11 protein-coding genes and 1 riboswitch are annotated in these 17,579 nt (G+C 69.7%); of the genes, 5 read left to right on the top strand and 6 right to left on the bottom strand.

Translation table 11 applies throughout. From position 1 onward, the window contains the following. Positions 1-178: 178 nt before the first annotated feature. The 5 genes from NE857_RS07470 to NE857_RS07450 all read right to left on the bottom strand — a co-directional run bounded on the left by NE857_RS07470 (position 179) and on the right by NE857_RS07450 (position 6,510). Positions 179-988, bottom strand: a complete 810-nt coding sequence (locus tag NE857_RS07470; RefSeq protein ID WP_254420330.1) for an enoyl-CoA hydratase/isomerase family protein — start codon at positions 986-988, stop codon at positions 179-181. Between the two features lie 37 nt (positions 989-1,025). Then, a complete protein-coding gene (locus NE857_RS07465) occupies positions 1,026-1,817 on the bottom strand; it encodes an energy-coupling factor transporter transmembrane component T family protein (RefSeq protein WP_254420329.1) in 792 nt (263 codons plus the stop codon). Next, positions 1,814-3,406, bottom strand: a complete 1,593-nt coding sequence (locus NE857_RS07460) for an ABC transporter ATP-binding protein (protein WP_254420328.1) — start codon at positions 3,404-3,406, stop codon at positions 1,814-1,816. The genes NE857_RS07465 and NE857_RS07460 overlap by 4 nt, the downstream gene beginning before the upstream one ends. Before the next feature lie 3 nt (positions 3,407-3,409). After that, complete coding sequence (locus tag NE857_RS07455; RefSeq protein WP_254420327.1) at positions 3,410-4,054, bottom strand: ECF transporter S component; 645 nt, start codon at positions 4,052-4,054, stop codon at positions 3,410-3,412. 82 nt (positions 4,055-4,136) lie between these two features. Then, a riboswitch (TPP riboswitch) is annotated at positions 4,137-4,244 on the bottom strand. A gap of 136 nt (positions 4,245-4,380) precedes the next feature. Continuing rightward, entirely contained in the window at positions 4,381-6,510 is a 2,130-nt protein-coding gene (locus NE857_RS07450; RefSeq protein ID WP_254420326.1) for a transglycosylase domain-containing protein, read from the bottom strand. Between the two features lie 778 nt (positions 6,511-7,288). Here NE857_RS07450 and NE857_RS07445 point away from each other — a divergent pair. The 4 genes from NE857_RS07445 (at position 7,289) to glgB (ending at position 15,244) form a co-directional block, all read left to right on the top strand. Beyond that, positions 7,289-9,256: an alpha-1,4-glucan--maltose-1-phosphate maltosyltransferase gene (locus NE857_RS07445; RefSeq protein WP_254420325.1), complete on the top strand. Its 1,968-nt coding sequence runs from the start codon at positions 7,289-7,291 to the stop codon at positions 9,254-9,256. A gap of 103 nt (positions 9,257-9,359) precedes the next feature. After that, the gene (gene treS, locus NE857_RS07440; protein WP_254420324.1) at positions 9,360-11,276 is read left to right on the top strand and encodes a maltose alpha-D-glucosyltransferase; all 1,917 of its coding nucleotides are present in this window, start codon (positions 9,360-9,362) and stop codon (positions 11,274-11,276) included. A gap of 1 nt (position 11,277) precedes the next feature. After that, a complete protein-coding gene (locus NE857_RS07435; protein WP_254420323.1) occupies positions 11,278-12,693 on the top strand; it encodes a maltokinase N-terminal cap-like domain-containing protein in 1,416 nt (471 codons plus the stop codon). A 406-nt stretch (positions 12,694-13,099) separates the two neighbouring features. Continuing rightward, the gene (gene glgB / locus NE857_RS07430; RefSeq protein ID WP_425572004.1) at positions 13,100-15,244 is read left to right on the top strand and encodes a 1,4-alpha-glucan branching protein GlgB; all 2,145 of its coding nucleotides are present in this window, start codon (positions 13,100-13,102) and stop codon (positions 15,242-15,244) included. Between the two features lie 78 nt (positions 15,245-15,322). Here the strand turns inward: glgB and NE857_RS07425 are convergent, their stop codons facing one another. Next, positions 15,323-16,105: a GbsR/MarR family transcriptional regulator gene (locus NE857_RS07425; protein ID WP_254420322.1), complete on the bottom strand. Its 783-nt coding sequence runs from the start codon at positions 16,103-16,105 to the stop codon at positions 15,323-15,325. A gap of 276 nt (positions 16,106-16,381) precedes the next feature. Here NE857_RS07425 and NE857_RS07420 point away from each other — a divergent pair, with 276 nt between their 5' ends. Then, entirely contained in the window at positions 16,382-17,551 is a 1,170-nt protein-coding gene (locus NE857_RS07420; RefSeq protein WP_254420321.1) for a serine hydrolase domain-containing protein, read from the top strand. Positions 17,552-17,579: the final 28 nt, after the last annotated feature.

Below are 17,579 nucleotides of genomic sequence, written 5' to 3'. Positions count from 1 at the left end.
TTCCCAGTGTCCCGTATCACCACTTAACGCGACAAAAAGTCAAAGCGATTACAAAGGACAGCAAACCGCAACGGAAGAACGAGGCGGGGCGCCGGGGCGAACGTCCCGACACTACCCGCCTCGAACTGCGTGAACGGCCGTCACGAGCCTCCTCGGGGACGCTGTGGGCCGACCGGCCTCAGCGGCCGTTGAAGGTGGCCTTGCCCGGCCCCTGCTCCACGAAGCTGCGCATCCCGGCCTCCTGGTCCTCGGTCGAGAACAGCCCGGAGAAGTGCAGGCGCTCGATCTCCAGACCGGTGTCCAGGTCGGTCTCCATCCCGCGGTCGATGGCCTCCTTGGCGGCGGCCAGCGCCACGGCCGGGCCGTCGACGTACTTGGCGACCAGGGCGACGGCGGCCGAGTAGACCTCCTCGTCGGCCACGACCTCGTCCACGAGGCCGATCTGCCTGGCCTCGTCCGAACGCACGTGCCGACCGCTGAACACCAGGTCCTTGGCCTTGGCCGGGCCCACCAGGCGCGGCAGGCGCTGGGTACCGCCCGCACCCGGGATGACGCCCAGCTGGATCTCGGGCTGGCCGAGCTTGGCCTTGGTGCCCGCGACCCGGAAGTCCGCGCACAGCGCCAGCTCGCAGCCGCCGCCCAGCGCGTAGCCGCTGATCGCCGCGACCACCGGCTTGGGGATGCGGGCGACCGCCGTCAGGGCGTTCTGCAGCGACCGCGAGTACTCCAGCATCCGCGCGTGGGTGAGGTCGGCCATCTCCTTGATGTCGGCCCCGGCCACGAACGCCCGCTCACCGCCGTAGAGCACCACCGCGCGCACGGCAGGGTCGGCGGACACGGCCGCGGCCGCCTCCGCGATCTCCTGGGTGACCTGGCCGTTCAGCGCGTTCAGCGCCTTGGGCCGGTCGATCCGGATGACGGCCACACCGGGGTTCTCCGGGTCGGCCTCGACGCGCACGAACTCGCCCACGTTGCACACCTTCTTCACTTCGACGTCAGTGTCAGTTGCTTACCTATCACCCGGGTCAGCCGAACAGCAGCACCAGGGTCCCCAGCCGCGCGGACAGCGCGTAGGCGCCGACCAGTAGCAGGGCGGTGCCCGCGAGCAGCAGGGTGTCGGCCCCGCGCCAGTGGCTGTACCGGGCGTGGGTACGCTTCCCGGTGCCGAAGGCGCGCGCGTCCATCGCCGTGGCCAGCAGGGTTCCGGTGCGGATGGAGCGCACCAGCAGCGCGAACAGCCGCCCGAAGAACAGCGAGACGATCCGGAACGGGTTGCGTCCGGCCTCCAGCCCGCGGGCCCGGCGGGCGAGCGTGATGGTCCGCCACTGGTCGGCGAGCAGCGGGATGAGCCGCAGCGCCGCGAGGACGCCCATGGCGGGGCGTTCGGGCACCCTGAGCCGCTGCACGAGCCCGTCGGACATCTCCGTGGGGTCGCTGCTGACCGCCGCGAGCAGCCCCGGCAGGGCGATGGCCAGCAGGCGCACCGCGGCGCCCACCGCACCCTCCAGCCCGTGCTCGCCGTACAGGTAGTTGACCGCTCCGCTGCTGAGCCCCATCAGCAGGAAGGGCCCGCCCAGCACGAGCAGGGTGCGCCGGTCCACGCCGCTGAACGGTACGGTCAGCAGCACCACGAAGAGCACCACGCCGCCCGTGACGGCGTCCACCGCCGGGATCAGCCCGATCCCGATCGCCAGCGCGGCCAGCAGCTTGGCCGCCGGGTTCAGACCGGTCAGCCAGTAGCGGGCTCCCCCGGCCTCGGGCACGTCCAGGGTGAGCGTGTCCCCGCTCGTCCCGCGAGTGTCGTGTGCCGCCCTCACGCCTTCCCCTCTCGTACCGCGTCGGAGGCGGCCCGCTTGCCCGAACCCTGGTCGTACTGGACCGCCCGCCCGTCCGCCACCCGCACGCGTACGTCCGTCAGATGGCGCAGGAGCAGTTGGTCGTGGGTGGCCATGACCACGGCACGGCCCTCGGCCCGCAGCGCGCCCAGCAGCTCCACCAGCTCCGTCCAGGTGCGGGTGTCCTGACCGAAGGTCGGCTCGTCCAGGACCAGCACGTCCGGGGCGTGCGAGGGGCCCGAACTCAGCGCGGTGGCCACGGACAGGCGCCGCTTCTCCCCGCCGGAGAGCGTGTAGGGGTGCACGTCGGCCAGCCGGGTCAGCCGCAGCCGCTCCATCAGCTCGCCCACCCAGGCGTCGGTCGCGTGCTCGCCCATCCCCGCGCGCAACGGCGCGAAGCGGAGTTCGTCGCGCACGGTGGGGGTGACGAACTGGTCCTCCGCGTGCTGGAAGACCGTGCCCACGTGCCGGGCCAGGCGGCGGGCGGGCCAGCGCACGAGCGGTCGCCGGTCCGCCTGGGCCAGCGGTCCGCGCGGCAGCACCCGGCCCCGGTACGGCTTGCTCAGCCCGGCCAGCATGGTGAGCAGTGTGGACTTGCCCGCGCCGTTGGGACCGGTCAGGGCGGTGGCCGTTCCGGCGGCCGGCGCCACGTTCACGTCCTCGAGGACCACCCTGCGGGGCGCGGCCCGCACGCCCACCTGGAAGGGGGTGCGCGCGGTGACGTCCACGGTCTCCACCAGGGGCGCCCCGCCGGGGGCGGGTGGGAGCCCGGGGTCGGGTTCGTTCCCGGGGATCCACACGCCCTGGGCGGCCAGCGAACGTCCGTGCTCCGCGAACACCGCTCCCGGGGTGCCGTCGGCGATCACGCCGCCGCCGGGCTCGACCACCACGACCCGGTCCACCATCTCCACGACCTCGGCGACCCGGTGCTCGACCAGCACCAGCGTCGCCTCGGTCTCGGCGAGCAGCCGGGCGAGCAACGCGCGGACCAGCTGGGCCCCGGCCGGGTCGAGGTTGGCGGTGGGCTCGTCCAGCAGCAGCAGGCGTGGCCGCATGGCCAGCGCCCCCGCGATGACCAGGCGCTGCTTCTCGCCGCCGGACAGGGCGCCGGTGGAGTGCCGGAGCCCGTAGGGGAAGCCGACCTCGTCCAGGGACGCCTCGACCCGCGGCCAGATCAGCTCCGGGTCCACGCCCAGGTTCTCCAGGCCGAAGGCGACGTCGTCCCCGGCCCGGGCCATCACGAGCTGGGTCTCGGGGTCCTGGCTGACCAGCCCGACCCCGCCCCGGCTCCGGTTCGCGGGCTCACCGTCCACCAGCAGCGATCCCTCGTGGTCGCCGCTGATGGCGGCGTCCTCACCGGTGAGCCCGGCCAGGGAGTGCAGCAGGGTGGACTTGCCCGCGCCAGAGGCGCCGAGCAGCAGCACCCGCTCCCCGGGTTCGATGGTCAGGTCCACCCCGCGCAGAGCGTGGGTGTCGCGGCCGGAGTGCTTCCAACCCCAGCCGGACAGCTCCACCCGCGCTCCGCTCCCCGGGCTCGCACCGCTCCCGCCGCGTGTGTTCGGTGCGGCCACGGGTCAGCCCTTGGCCGACGGGAAGGGAGCCAGTGCGCCGGACCTGGCCAGCGCGGTGGTGAGCAGGCGCGCGCCCACACCGGCGATGAGCGCGGCGCTGATCACCACGATCACCCCGTAGGTCAGCTGGTAGTGCAGCGGCCAGGTGACGTTGTACACGATGTTGTCGCGCAGGGCCGGGGACAGACCGGCGACAGCGGCCGCGAGCACGGCCACGCCCATGTTCCAGCGCTTGTAGGCGAAGGCGAGGAAGACCAGCTCGGGCAGGATGCCCTGGAGGGCACCGTCCAGGATGACCTGCATGCCCCACTGGGTGCCCAGGACCGCGGAGACCGAGGCGGCCGCGATCGAGGTGAGCAGGGCGGCCCCGGGCTTGCGGATGATGAGGCCGCCGAGCACGCCGGAGATCAGCCACATGCCGTAGACGACGGCCTGCCCGGGCGGGAAGGCGACGAACAGCGGGGTGGTGACCGACCAGACGATGTTCCACAGCCAGAAGACGACGCCCACGGCGACGCCGATCACGGCGGCCACGACGATGTCGACGGTGCGCCAGCTCCGCAGTCCGGCCTGGACGCCCTGGACGAACCCGATCCGCTCGGTGCTGGTCTGATCGGGGCCGGTCTCGCGACCGCTTTCGGTACTCATGCTGGTCAAGTCCCTTCGTCGGAGGTGACGAGGGCCCATGTGGCCAAGAGCGCCACCTGTGCGCACGGGGACGCGCGCACGGTGACGGTTTCCTACGACTTCCTTCGCTGGCATGACCCAGATCAGGTGTGTAAGGGTCTGCGGCCGGGTGCCGCACTCTCAGCGCTCACGCGCTCCCCTGTCGGAATCACTCCATTATGAGGCAACAAGGAGGGCTGTGGGATGTTTTCAACCCACAGCCCTCCTTGTCCTTACTTGGAGGTTCCGCCCAGTGACGGCCCTGATCCCAGCACCGGGGCCGTTATCAGCCCCCGTGGTCAGTACATCTAGGCGTCGGAGTCGGAGTCGTCCTCCTTCTCCTTGGGCGGTGCGGCGTCCGGGTCGCCGAAGGAGCTCGGCGAACCGGCGAAGCTCTCGGCCTCCAGCCCCGCGGTGGCTCCGCGCATGGTCTCCTGCCAGATCGGGCCGGGCAGGGTGCCGCCGTAGACGATGCCGTAGTAGCGGCCGCCGATCGTCACGCCCTGCAGCGGGTTCTGCTCACCGCCGCGCACGTCGCCCACCACCACGGCCGAGGCCAGGTTGGGCGTGTACCCGGCGAACCAGGCGTAGGCGGCGCTGTCGGTCGTACCCGTCTTGCCCGCGGCAGGACGGCCCAGCCCCAGGCCGTTGGCGGTACCGCCGTTGAAGGTCTGCTGCAGCAGGTGGTTGACCCCGTCCGCGGCCTCCTGCTTGACGGTTTGCTCGCACCGGGTGCTGGCCTCGAGCTCCTCACCGCTGCCGTCGTCGGTCACCGTACGGACCGGGTAGGGCTCGCAGTACTCGCCGCGCGCGGCGAAGGTCGCGTAGGAGGCGGCCACGTTCAGCGGGGACACCTCCTGGTCACCGAGGGTGAAGGAGCTCCACACCCCCAGCTCTTCACCGTCGGCGCGGTGCACCCCGGCCTTCTCGGCCATCTTCGCGGTGGCGCACAGGCCCACGCGCTTCTGGAGCTGGGCGAAGTAGGTGTTCACCGACCCCTTGGTCGCGCTGATCATGTTGTGGCCGCCCTCGTCGCTCTCCCCGGCGTTGCGGACGTTCCACGAGGCCATCGTGCCGCCCTCACAGTTGGCCATGCCGCTGACCGACATGCTCTTGGGCGAGTTGAAGCTGGTGCCGTACCCCATGCCCTTCTCCAGGGCCGCGGCCAGCGTGTAGGTCTTGAAGGTCGACCCGGCCTGGAAGCCGGTGGAGCCGCCGTCGGCCCGGTCCACGGACAGGTTGATGGAGGTCGTGCCGACCTGTTCGTCGTCGAACCCATAGCGCAGGTTCTGCGCCAGGCCGCGCACCCGGCCGGAGCCGGGCTCGATCAGCGCCTGGGCCGCGAACTTCGTGGAGTCCTCGTGCGGGACCCGCTTGTCGATGGCCTCCTGGGCGGCGTCCTGGGCGGCGGCGTCGAGCGCGGTCCGCACGGTGAACCCGCCCTGGACCAGGCGCTGGTCGCGCTCGTCGACTGTCTCTCCGAGCAGGTCCGAGCCGCGCAGCCAGCGCATGACGTAGTCGCAGTAGAACGGGTAGTCGCTCTCGGAACAGCTGCCGCCGCGCGGGGTGGCGTCGATCCCCAGATCCTTCACCTTGTGCTCGGCGGCCTCCTCGGCGCTGAGCATCTCGGTGGCGACCATCCGGTCCAGCACGAGGTTGCGGCGCTCCAGCGCGTCCTCGGGGTTGTTGAGCGGGTCGTAGAACGAGGGCCCGCGCACCAGCCCGGCCAGCAGTGCGGCCTGTCCGGGGTCCAGGTCGGCGGCGGAGACGGAGAAGTACCGCTTGGCCGCGACCTCGATCCCGTGCGCGCCCGCGCCGAAGTAGGACAGGTTGAGGTAGCCCTCCAGGATCTCGTCCTTGGTGAGGCGTTCCTCGATGTCGATGGCGTAGCGCAGCTCGGTGAGCTTGCGGCCCAGGGTCCGGGCGCTGGCCTCCTCGACCTGTTCCTCGTTCTCGGCTGTCTCGATGAGCAGGTTCTTCACGTACTGCTGGGTGATGGTCGAACCGCCCTGCATATCGCCCTGGGCGGTACGGGTCGCGGCGCGCAGCACACCGCGCAGGTCCAGGCCGCTGTGTTCGTAGAAACGGTCATCCTCGATCGCCATGAGGGCCTTGGTCGCCCACGGGCTGATCTCGTCGAGGCCGATGACCTCGCGCTCGCGTTCGGCGACCTCCGCGAAGGGTGTCCCGTCGTCGGTGGTGAGCAGGATGCGCGAGGACAGGTGCGGTACCTCGATGTCGCCGGGCAGAGCCATGAAGCTGGCCGCCGCGTCCCTGGCGACCAGTCCGGTGCTGCCCGCCCAGGGCATGACCAGGGCCGCTGACAGGAGTCCGGCGACGACCCCGAGCCCCGACAGCCGCAGGACCGTGCCGCGTGCGTCGCGTTTCCGGTCGACTTCTTCCAGGATCCCCCGGAACCGGCCCCGGAACCCCTTCATGGAAGACCCTCCCAGGCCTCCCTGGCTCGCTTCGCTCACGTCGTCCCCCTACGTCGTGCGCGGGCCGCCCCACGGGGGCGGCCACTCCATCGACCACCCTCGCAGGGCGCGCGCAAAGGGGACTCCGTCAAATCGGGCGTGTCACCGAAAAGCTTCCTCAATCCACGGCAAAGCTCTCAGATCGCCCAAGTGCCGCACGCGCGGGCGCATCACCTGAAACCCACCGGCTTATTTCTTGACATCAAGATGAGTTGGCCAACGAACTCGACCACCCCAACGACAGAGCGACCGAATATGGGGCCAATGCAACGCACGAGGTTCCATCGGACACAAGGGGATGTCCGGAATACGGCCCCGCGCCCGCGGGGTGCATTCGGTCATCCCTACCCATCCCAACACCCCCACCAACATCCGACTGGAATTTTCCGACTTTTCATGAAGGGCGATCCCAAAACAACCGCAGAGGCCCCTGAATCAAGGGTTGCCTTATGCCCGTTTTGAGAGGTTCGCTGGGGAGAATCCAGGCAAATACCAGGTCTTTGCACTTGCGCCTAGTGTGATGAGGATCACATTAATTATTCGGCCCCGGCACTCCGCCAAACCCCACTAGAGGCCTGACGATAGACAGTGGAGGGCACCGAAGCCGCAATCTGGACAGTTTCTGTTCCAGCTCTCCGTTAACTCCGCCTTGCGTTGGATTAACTTCCGATTATTTCCGCACGCGCCTCGCAGCGTGTTACCTCATAACGCCCGAACCACGACAATTACGGTGTAGCCAGTGATCGGACGACTGCCCATCCTCGATATCTCTCCAGACAACGACCTCGGTCCGGTGAAAGCCGTTCCCGGAGAACGCTTCACCGTGGGCGCCACCGTGATCCGCGAGGGCCATGACTCCCTCGCCGCGGGCGTGGTCGTCCACTCCCCCAAGGGCCGCCGCGAGGCCCTGGTCCCCATGCGCGAGAAGGCCCCCGGAACCGACCGCTACGAGGCCGAGATCAGCCTGCCCCGCGAGGGAAACTGGTCGTTCTCGGTCGAGTCCTGGAGCGAGCCCTTCACCACCTGGCTCCACGTCGCCCGGGTGAAACTGCCCCTGGACACCGACACCGAACTCGTGCTGGAGGAGGGCGCCCGACTGCTGGCCCGCGCCGGTCGCCGTGTCCCCCGCACCCCCGCCCTGACCAGCGCGGCCAAGACGCTGCGCGACACCTCCCGCACCCCCCTGGAACGCTTCGCGGCCGCCGTCACCGATGAGGTCCTGGCGACGATGGAAGGCAAACCCCTGCGCGAGCTGGTCACCAGGTCCAAGCGCACCAAGGTCGCGGTCCACCGCGAACGCGCCCTCTTCGGTTCCTGGTACGAGTTCTTCCCCCGCTCGGAGGGCGCCCAGATCGACACCGCCCCCGGCCAGGAGGTCTCCGGCACCTTCACCACCGCCGCCAAACGCCTTCCGGCCATCGCCGACATGGGCTTCGACGTCGTCTACCTGCCGCCGATCCACCCGGTCGGAAAGACCCACCGCAAGGGTCGCGACAACACGCTCCAGGCCGGACCGGGCGACCCCGGCTCGGTATGGGCGATCGGGTCGGCCGACGGGGGCCACGACGCCGTCCACCCGGAACTGGGCACCCTCGCCGACTTCGACGCCTTCGTCTCCGAGGCTGCCGAGCACGGCCTGGAGATCGCGCTCGACCTGGCGCTCCAGTGCTCCCCCGACCACCCCTGGGTGGCCGAGCACCCCGAGTGGTTCAGCAAGCGCGCGGACGGCTCCATCGCCTACGCCGAGAACCCGCCCAAGAAGTACCAGGACATCTACCCGCTCTGCTTCGACAACGACTTCGAGGGCCTCTACAAGGAGTGCCTGCGGGTGGTCCGGCACTGGATCGACCACGGCGTGCGGATCTTCCGCGTCGACAACCCGCACACCAAGCCGGTCGCCTTCTGGCAGCGCCTGCTCGCCGACGTCGCCAAGCGCGACCCCGACGTGCTCTTCCTCGCCGAGGCCTTCACCCGCCCCGCGATGATGCGCGCCCTGGGACAGATCGGTTTCCACCAGTCGTACACCTACTTCACCTGGCGCAACGGCAAGGACGAGCTCACCGAGTACCTCACCGAGCTCAGCCGGGAGACGGCGCACGTTCTGCGGCCGAACTTCTTCGCCAACACCCCGGACATCCTCAACGCCTACCTCCAGGAGGGCGGCCGCCCCGCCTTCGAGGCGCGCGCGGTGCTCGCCGCGCTGCTCTCGCCCACCTGGGGGATCTACTCGGGCTTCGAACTGTGCGAGAACACACCCGCCGCACCGGGCAGCGAGGAGTACCTGCACTCGGAGAAGTTCGAGTACCGGCCGCGCGACTGGGCCGCCGCCGACGCCGCCGGCGAGACCATCGCACCGCTGATCACCAGGCTGAACGAGCTGCGCCGGGCCCACCCGGCCCTACACGAGCTGCGCAACCTGCGCTTCCACCGCGTGGACCGGCCGGAGCTGATCTGTTTCTCCAAGCACCGCCCCGGAGCCCCCGGTGAGCCCGACGACGTCGTCATCGCCGTCGTCAACCTCGACCCGCACCACGCCCGCGAGGCGACGGTGCACCTGGACCTGCCGTCGATCGGCCGCACGTGGGAGGAGGACCTCAGGGTGACCGACGAGTTGACCGGCCGCGAATACACCTGGCGAGCGGACAACTACGTCCGCCTCGACCCGGCGACCGGACCCGCGCACGTGTTCACCGTCCACGGCAGATGACGGGCTCGGGCGAGGAGGGGGCACCCGGCCGGAGCGCCGCCCCTCTCCCCTGCCCGCGAAGCCTGTGGATCCGACGTCGAACATTCTTGGTGGGGAGCAGTAGATGAGCAACGACGAGCCCGGACTCGGCGCGCCCGAACACGCCGAACACGGTCCGCTCGCCCCGGCCACCGGGGCCGCCACCGGCCCGCTCATGTCCTCCGGCGGCACCAGTGACCCCCACTGGTTCAAACACGCCGTCTTCTACGAGGTACTCGCCCGCGGGTTCTTCGATTCCAACGGCGACGGCACCGGTGACCTCGCCGGGCTCGTACAGAAACTGGACTATCTCCAGTGGCTGGGCATCGACTGTGTCTGGCTGCTGCCGATGTACGAGTCACCGCTGCGCGACGGCGGCTACGACATCTCCGACTACTTCAAGATCCTCCCGGAGTTCGGCAACACCGCCGACTTCGTGGAGCTCCTGGACGAGGCGCACCGCCGCGGCATCCGGGTCATCACCGACCTGGTCATGAACCACACCAGCGACCAGCACCCGTGGTTCAAGGCCTCCCGGGAGGACCCGGACGGCCCCTACGGCGACTTCTACGTGTGGTCGGACACCGACGACCGCTACGAAGAGGCCCGGATCATCTTCGTGGACACCGAGACCTCCAACTGGACCTACGACGAGGTCCGCGGCCAGTACTACTGGCACCGGTTCTTCTCCCACCAGCCCGACCTCAACTTCGAGAACCCGGCGGTACAGGAGGCGATCCTGGAAGTCCTGCGCTACTGGCTGGACCTGGGCATCGACGGGTTCCGCCTGGACGCCGTGCCCTACCTGTACGAGCGCGAGGGCACCAACTGCGAGAACCTCAAGGAGACCCACGAGTTCCTCAAGCGGGTGCGCGCCGAGGTGGACCGCCTGTATCCGGACCGGGTGCTGCTGAGCGAGGCCAACCAGTGGCCTTCGGAGGTCGTCGACTACTTCGGCGACTTCGAGTCCGGCGGCGACGAGTGCCACATGAACTTCCACTTCCCGCTGATGCCGCGGATGTTCATGGCGGTACGCCAGGAACAGCGGTTCCCGATCTCGGAGATCCTCGCCCAGACCCCGGAGATCCCCCGCAACTGTCAGTGGGCGATCTTCCTGCGCAACCACGACGAGCTGACCCTGGAGATGGTCACCGACGAGGAGCGCGACTACATGTACTCCGAGTACGCCAAGGAACCCCGCATGCGCGCGAACGTGGGGATTCGGCGGCGGCTCGCACCGCTTCTGGACAATGACCGAAACCAGATCGAGCTCTTCACCGCGCTGCTGCTCTCCCTGCCGGGCTCGCCGGTCCTGTACTACGGCGACGAGATCGGGATGGGCGACAACATCTGGCTGGGCGACCGCGACGCCGTGCGCACCCCCATGCAGTGGAACTCGGACCGCAACGCCGGGTTCTCCAGCGGCGACCCGGCCCGCCTGTACCTGCCGCTGATCCTGGACCCGGTCTACGGCTACCAGGCGCTCAACGTCGAGTCCCAGCGCGCCAACCCCGGTTCACTGCTGAACTGGACCCGCCGGATGATCCAGATCCGCAAGCGCCACCCCGTGTTCGGCACCGGGGAGTTCACCGAACTGAACGCCACCAACCCCAGCGTGCTGGCGTTCATCCGGGAGCACGGCGACGACCGCATGCTGTGCGTGAACAACCTCTCCAAGTTCCCGCAGCCCGTGGAGCTCGACCTGTCCCGCTACGCCGGGGTGAACCCGGTGGAGTGCGTGGGCGGGGTGCGATTCCCGGAGATCGGTGAGCTTCCGTACCTGCTCACCCTGCCCGGCCACGGCTTCTACTGGTTCCAGCTCCCGCCGGAGCGCACCCGTGAACCGCACCAGGAAGGCCACGAGGGCGCGCCTTCCTACGGACTGCCCGCGGCGGGGGTCAGCACCCGAGACGCCTTCGACACCGGTCACCGAAGCACGGCCACCACCAAATCCGGCACCCGGCCCGGGGGCGGTGGCGGGAAGGGATACAGGCCTCTCTGAGATGTCACAGCTCGAAGAACTCCTGGCAGTCTGGCTACCCCGACAACGATGGTTCTCCGGCAAGGGGATCCCGATCCGGCAGGTCCGGATCGAGAGCAGGTACACCCTGGTCTCGGCCGGCCCCGGCGGACCCGACCTGAACGTGCTCGTCATCCAGGCGGGGCAGCGCGGCCTCAGCTCCCGTTATCAGGTGCTGCTCGGCTCGCGCCCGCCCCGGTCCCTGCCCCCGGACCTGGCCCGCACCGCCATCGGCGTGTGCCAGGTCGCGGGCGGCCGCCCCAGGGTGGTCTACGACGCCGCGCACGACCCGCAACTCACGGCGCTGCTGCTGGAACGGTTCACCGCACAGGAGAACACCGGACGGCGCGGCAGGGTACGGTTCCGCACTCTGCCGGGCACCACCGTGGCCGCCTGCGGTCCGGGGCGCCTGCTGACCGGTGAGCAGTCCAACACCTCGCTGGTCTACGGGCGCGACTACGTCCTCAAGACCTTCCGAAGGCTCTGGCCCGGGCACAATCCGGACCTGGAGCTGAACATGGCGCTGTCCGGTTCGCCGTACGTGGCGCGCCCGTGCGGGTGGATCGAGGCGGACCTCTCGGGGCACTCCACACCGACCACGCTGGCCCTGCTGCAGACCTTCGTCCCGGACGCCACGGACGGGTGGGTGCTGGCCACGGAGAACGTCCGGACCCTGTTGGAGGGGGCGGAGGCCGACTTCAGCGAGGAGTCCGCCCGGCTCGGGCGGACCACCGCCGAGGTGCACAGTTCACTGGCGCGGGCACTGCCCACGGACGTGCTCTCGCCCTCGGCGGCGGCCGAGCTGGCCGACGCCATGGTGGAACGCCTGGCCATGGCCAGCGCGGAGGTGCCCGAACTGGCCGAGCACGCGCCCCGGGTGATGGAGGCCTACGCCGACTTCGCCAGGGTGGACGAGCCGCTGCCCATCCAGCGCATCCACGGCGACTACCACCTGGGGCAGGTCATCCGGCCCGAGTCCGGGTGGGTACTGCTGGACTTCGAGGGTGAGCCGACCGTCCCGGTGCGCGAGCGCCAGCGGCTGTCGAGCCCGCTGCGGGACGTGGCCGGGATGCTGCGCTCCTTCGACTACGCGGCCGGGTACCTGCTGGTCGGGCAGGACGAGGACCCTGAGCTGTCGTGGGCCGCGCGGGCCTGGGCCCGGCGCAACCGGGACGCGTTCTGCCGGGGCTACGCCGACGGCGGCGGGGCCGACCCGGAGAAGCACCTGACCGTGCTGCGCGCCTTCGAGTTCGACAAGGCCGTCTACGAGGTCCTGTACGAGGCGCGCAACCGACCCAACTGGCTCCGGGTGCCGCTGGAGTCCATCGCCACGGCGGCCAGCGGCGTCACCGCCGGATCAGGAACCACAGCGGCCGGCGCACCCCGGGTGCCCGGCTGAGTCCGGGGCGGCCGCCGTTCGCGCACGGCGGCCGCCTTCCACGTCCCCCCTGCTTGACCACCGCCCCTCCCCGCCATCCGCACACCACAACCACGGAGTCGAATTGTCACCGCGCACGACCAACAAGTCCGCGACAGCCGACGAGCAACCGGCGGCAGCGGAGCCCGCGGCGGCGAAGAAGGCGCCCACCCGGAAGCAGCCCGCCCAGAAGAAGCCAGCCCCGAAGAAGTCAGCCGAGCAGAAGCCCGCGGCCAAGGCTTCGGCCGCGAAGACAGCCACCGCCAAGACCGCGCCCGCGAAGGCGGCGACCAAGAAGCCTGCCGCGAAGAAGACGGCACCCGCCAAGTCCGCGCCCGCGAAGGCGGCACCCAAGCGGACCCGTACGCCCGCCGGGATCTCCACCGACCTGGTCGCCGAGCTCGACCGGGTGGTGGACGGCCGGCACCACGACCCGCACTCCGTGCTCGGTCTGCACGGCCGTGACCTGCGTGTCCTGCGACCTGGTGCGGTCGAGGTGGACGCCGTGCTGCCGGACAACACCCGTGTCGGGCTCACCCACCGCCACCGCGGCGTGTTCGCCGCCCGGCTCCCGCACAAGACCGAGGACTACCGGATCGCCGTCCGCTACGAGGAGGGCGGACCCGAACTGATCGAGGCCGACGCCTACCGGACCGCGCCCACCGTGGGCGAGCTGGACCTGCACCTGATCGCTGAGGGCCGCCACGAGGAGCTGTGGCGCGCCCTCGGGGCGAACACCACGACCGCCGACGGCCCCATGGGCGAAGTCTCGGGGACGGGCTTCGCGGTCTGGGCCCCGGACGCCCGCGGGGTCCGGGTGATCGGCGACTTCAACTACTGGAGCGGGATCGCGCACCCGATGCGCAGCCTGGGTTCCAGCGGTGTGTGGGAGCTGTTCGTGCCCGGCGTGGGCGACGGCGACCTGTACAAGTTCCAGGTCCTGGGCGCCGACGGGCACTGGCGTGACAAGGCCGACCCGATGGCGCGGCGCACCCAGATGCCGCCGGCGACGGCCTCCGTCGTCACCACCTCCGAGCACGCGTGGTCGGACGAGCAGTGGATGGCCGAGCGCAAGGGCTCGGAGCCGCACCGCGCGCCGATGAGCGTCTACGAGGTGCACCTGGGTTCCTGGCGGCCGGGGCTGGACTACCGCGAGCTGGCCGAGCAGCTGGTGGAGTACGTCAGCGACATGGGCTTCACGCACGTGGAGTTCCTGCCGGTGGCAGGTCACCCCTTCGACGGTTCGTGGGGCTACCAGGTCACGTCGTACTACGCGCCGACCCCCCGCTTCGGTTCACCCGACGAGTTCCGGCACCTGGTGGACTCGCTGCACCGGGCCGGGATCGGGGTGTTCCTGGACTGGGTGCCCGCGCACTTCCCCAAGGACGAGTGGGCGCTGGCGCGGTTCGACGGGACGGCGCTGTACGAGCACCCGGACCCGCGGCGCGGTGAGCACCCGGACTGGGGGACGCTGATCTTCAACTACGGGCGGACCGAGGTGCGCAACTTCCTCGTGGCCAACGCCCTGTACTGGTTGGAGGAGTTCCACATCGACGGCCTGCGGGTGGACGCCGTGGCCTCGATGATCTACCTGGACTACTCCCGGGACTCCGGGCAGTGGGAGCCGAACATGTTCGGGGGCCGGGAGAACCTGGAGGCGATCGACTTCCTCAAGGAGCTCAACACCACGGTCTACCGGCGCAACCCGAACGTGGCGATGATCGCCGAGGAGTCCACGGCGTACACGGGCGTGACCAGCCCGGTGGACCACGGCGGGCTCGGTTTCGGACTGAAGTGGAACATGGGCTGGATGCACGACTCCCTGGAGTACGTGAAGAAGGAGCCGATCCACCGCAAGTACCACCACAACGACATCACGTTCTCGATGGTCTACGCGTACAGCGAGAACTACGTGCTGCCGCTGTCCCACGACGAGGTGGTGCACGGCAAGCAGTCGCTGTTCAACAAGCCGCCCGGCGACGAGTGGCAGCGTGCTGCCACGCTGCGGGCGCTGCTGTCGTTCATGTGGTCGCACCCGGGTAAGCAGCTGCTGTTCATGGGCGGCGAGATCGCCCAGGGCGACGAGTGGTCGCACGAGGCCGGGGTGCCGTGGTGGCTGCTGCAGTTCGAGCACCACGCGGGGACCCAGAAGCTGGTCAAGGCACTCAACGACGCCTACCGGCCCCGCTCGGCGCTGTGGTCCCTGGACACCGACCCGGCCGGTTTCAGCTGGCTGGACGGCGGCGACCACGAGGGGAACACGCTCAGCTACCTGCGTCGGGGCGAGGACGGCTCGGTGCTGGCCTGCGCGGTGAACTTCTCGCCGGTGCCCCGCCCGAACTGGCGCGTGGGCCTGCCCGCCGAGGGCCGGTGGACGTCGGTGCTCAACTCCGACGACCCCCGCTTCGGCGGATCCGGGTACGAGGCGCCCGCAGTGGTCGAGGCCCAGCCGCAGGAGTGGCACGGCCAGCCGTTCTCCGCGGAGATCACGCTTCCGCCGCTGGGCGCGGTCTGGTTCGAACCCGAGCGTTAGGACGACCGGGGAGGGGCTCCGAGGGTCGGGATACCGGCTTCGGAGCCCCTCCGTGTGTCCGCGGACTCCTTCGCCTCCTCAGCTGTCTCTCTCCCGTCCCGGCCCGGTCCGGCCCCCTCCGGGCCCGGTCGCCCCGGGGGAACTGTTGTCGGCGCCCGGGAACTGCTGCCAGAGTTCGGCCGCCCGGGCCAGATCGGCCCCCGTGTGCCACAGGAACCGGTTCATCTCCTCCAGCCTGGCGCCTGCGGGGGTGCTCAGCCCGAGGGTGAGGGCCCCCTCCCCGGCTGCCTCGGCCAGCTTGCTGTTGGAACGGGCGCTGGCCATCATCGACCGGTACCAGACGTCCTCACCGATCATGTAGCGCTCGGCTCTGCTTCCGGGTACCCGCTCACGGCTGAGCAGTTCCTGTTCCTCCAGGTAACCGACGGCCTTGGACACCGACGCCGGACTGATCCCCAACAGCTTGACGAGTTCGGCCGTGGTGAGGGCCCCCGCGTCGCTGGTGTACAGGCACACCAACACCCTGGACATGAGCCGGGGCAGGCCCGTCTTCACCAGGAGAGCGGCGAGACGCTCCCGGAATTCCTGCACGGCCTCCGGGTCGCGGCCGTGGTCCGACAGGTCCCTGGGGACGTGCGGCTTCCTCGGCGCGGCAGCCCCTCTGCGCCGCGCCCGTCTGACCGCTGCCTCCTGAGCACGGTCCGCACGGTAGGCCGAAACCCCTCCGTTGCGCCCGATCTCCCGAGTGACTGTCGAGACCGGTCTGTCCAGTTCCCTGGCCATCTCGGAGTAGGACGCCCCCCTGGCCAGCCCTGCCTCGATACGTTCCCTTTCCTCCTGGCCGAGCCTTCCGCCTGGCACCCCGCTCCTCCCCTCTCCGAGTGGTGTCGCCACCTCCCGCGCCAGTTTGGCACCAGTATGCGTTAACCCCCAAGCTCATTGCAAAAACAATCTTGGATTTGCATTCACTTCCAGGACTTACGCAAATATTTGATGCCCTGACCTGAACATATTTAAAGCACTGCGCGATCTTTATTGCTGATTTCGCGAACGCAAATTAGCGTTCATGTAATACCGAAGATTCTCCGACCCCGGCGACGCCCCGCGCCGACCCATCCAGGACAGAGGAGCACAGAGATGACCGACACCACACCGCACACCCCCGGCCCGACCACCGGCCCTGCCTCCGCCGACGGATCCGGACGGGCCCCGATACCCGTGCGGGTCCAAGAGGTGCTGGACCGGGCGGTGGCCGAGCAGGGCTTCCCCGGTTACTCCGTCCAGATCCGCCAGGGTGAGCGGAGCAGCTTCGGCGCCGCCGGATTCGCCGACACCGGTTCGGGCCGCGAGCGTCTGCCCCAGGAACGCTTCCGGATCGGCAGCACCACCAAGACCTTCGCCGCGATCCTGCTCCTGCGGTTGGAGGCCGAGGGGGTGCTCAGCCTGGACGACACCGTGGAGACCTGGCTCCCCGACCTGGTCCGCGGCAACGGCAACGACGGCCGCTCGATCACCCTCGAGCAACTTCTCTCGATGACCAGCGGGCTCTTCAACTACGTCCTCGACGAGGACATTCTGGTCCGCTTCAACGGCCCCGGCTTCCTGGAGCACCGCTTCGACTCCTTCACACCCGAGGAACTGGTGCGCACAGCCCTGGCCCACCCGCCCGAACACTCTCCCGGCCAGGGATGGAACTACTGCAACACCGGCTACTTCCTCGCCGGAATGATCATCGAGCGGGCCACCGGCCAGACGTTCGCGCGACAGGTCGAACAACACCTCGCCCGCCCGCTGGGGCTGACCTCCACCTACGTTCCGGGGGAGGAAAAAGATATCCCCGGCACGCACGCCCGGCACTACTCGCGCCTCTACGCCTCCGCCCCCGACGCCCCGGTGTACGACGTGACCGAGTTGAACGCCTCCGCTGCCTGGGCGGCGGGAGGCATGGTCTCCAGCACTACCGACCTGAACCACTTCTTCGCCGCTCTGCTGCGCGGCGACCTCCTGCCGCCCGCCCAGCAGGCCCGCATGTTCACCACTGCCCCTACCCCGGAGGGAAAGTGGCTCCCGATCCCGGACACCACCTACGGACTGGGAATGTCCTCACTCACCCTGGCCGGCGGTGACACCGTCTGGGGCATGGGCGGCGCCATCAACGGCTCCTTCTGCTTCACCTACGGCACGCGCGACGGCGGGCTGGTCATCTCGCAGAGCATCAACTGCGACTGGGGCAACCCGATCGGCGCCTTCGCCGAACTCCTCGACACCGCCCTGAGGTCTCCCTCTCTCCGCCCGAAGGGCATCTGAGCAGACCCGGACCAGGCTCCGGGAGGCC

The sequence above is a fragment of the Nocardiopsis exhalans genome (assembly GCF_024134545.1).
GTDB lineage: Bacteria > Actinomycetota > Actinomycetes > Streptosporangiales > Streptosporangiaceae > Nocardiopsis > Nocardiopsis exhalans.
This window is presented reverse-complemented; position numbering and strand designations above follow the sequence as displayed.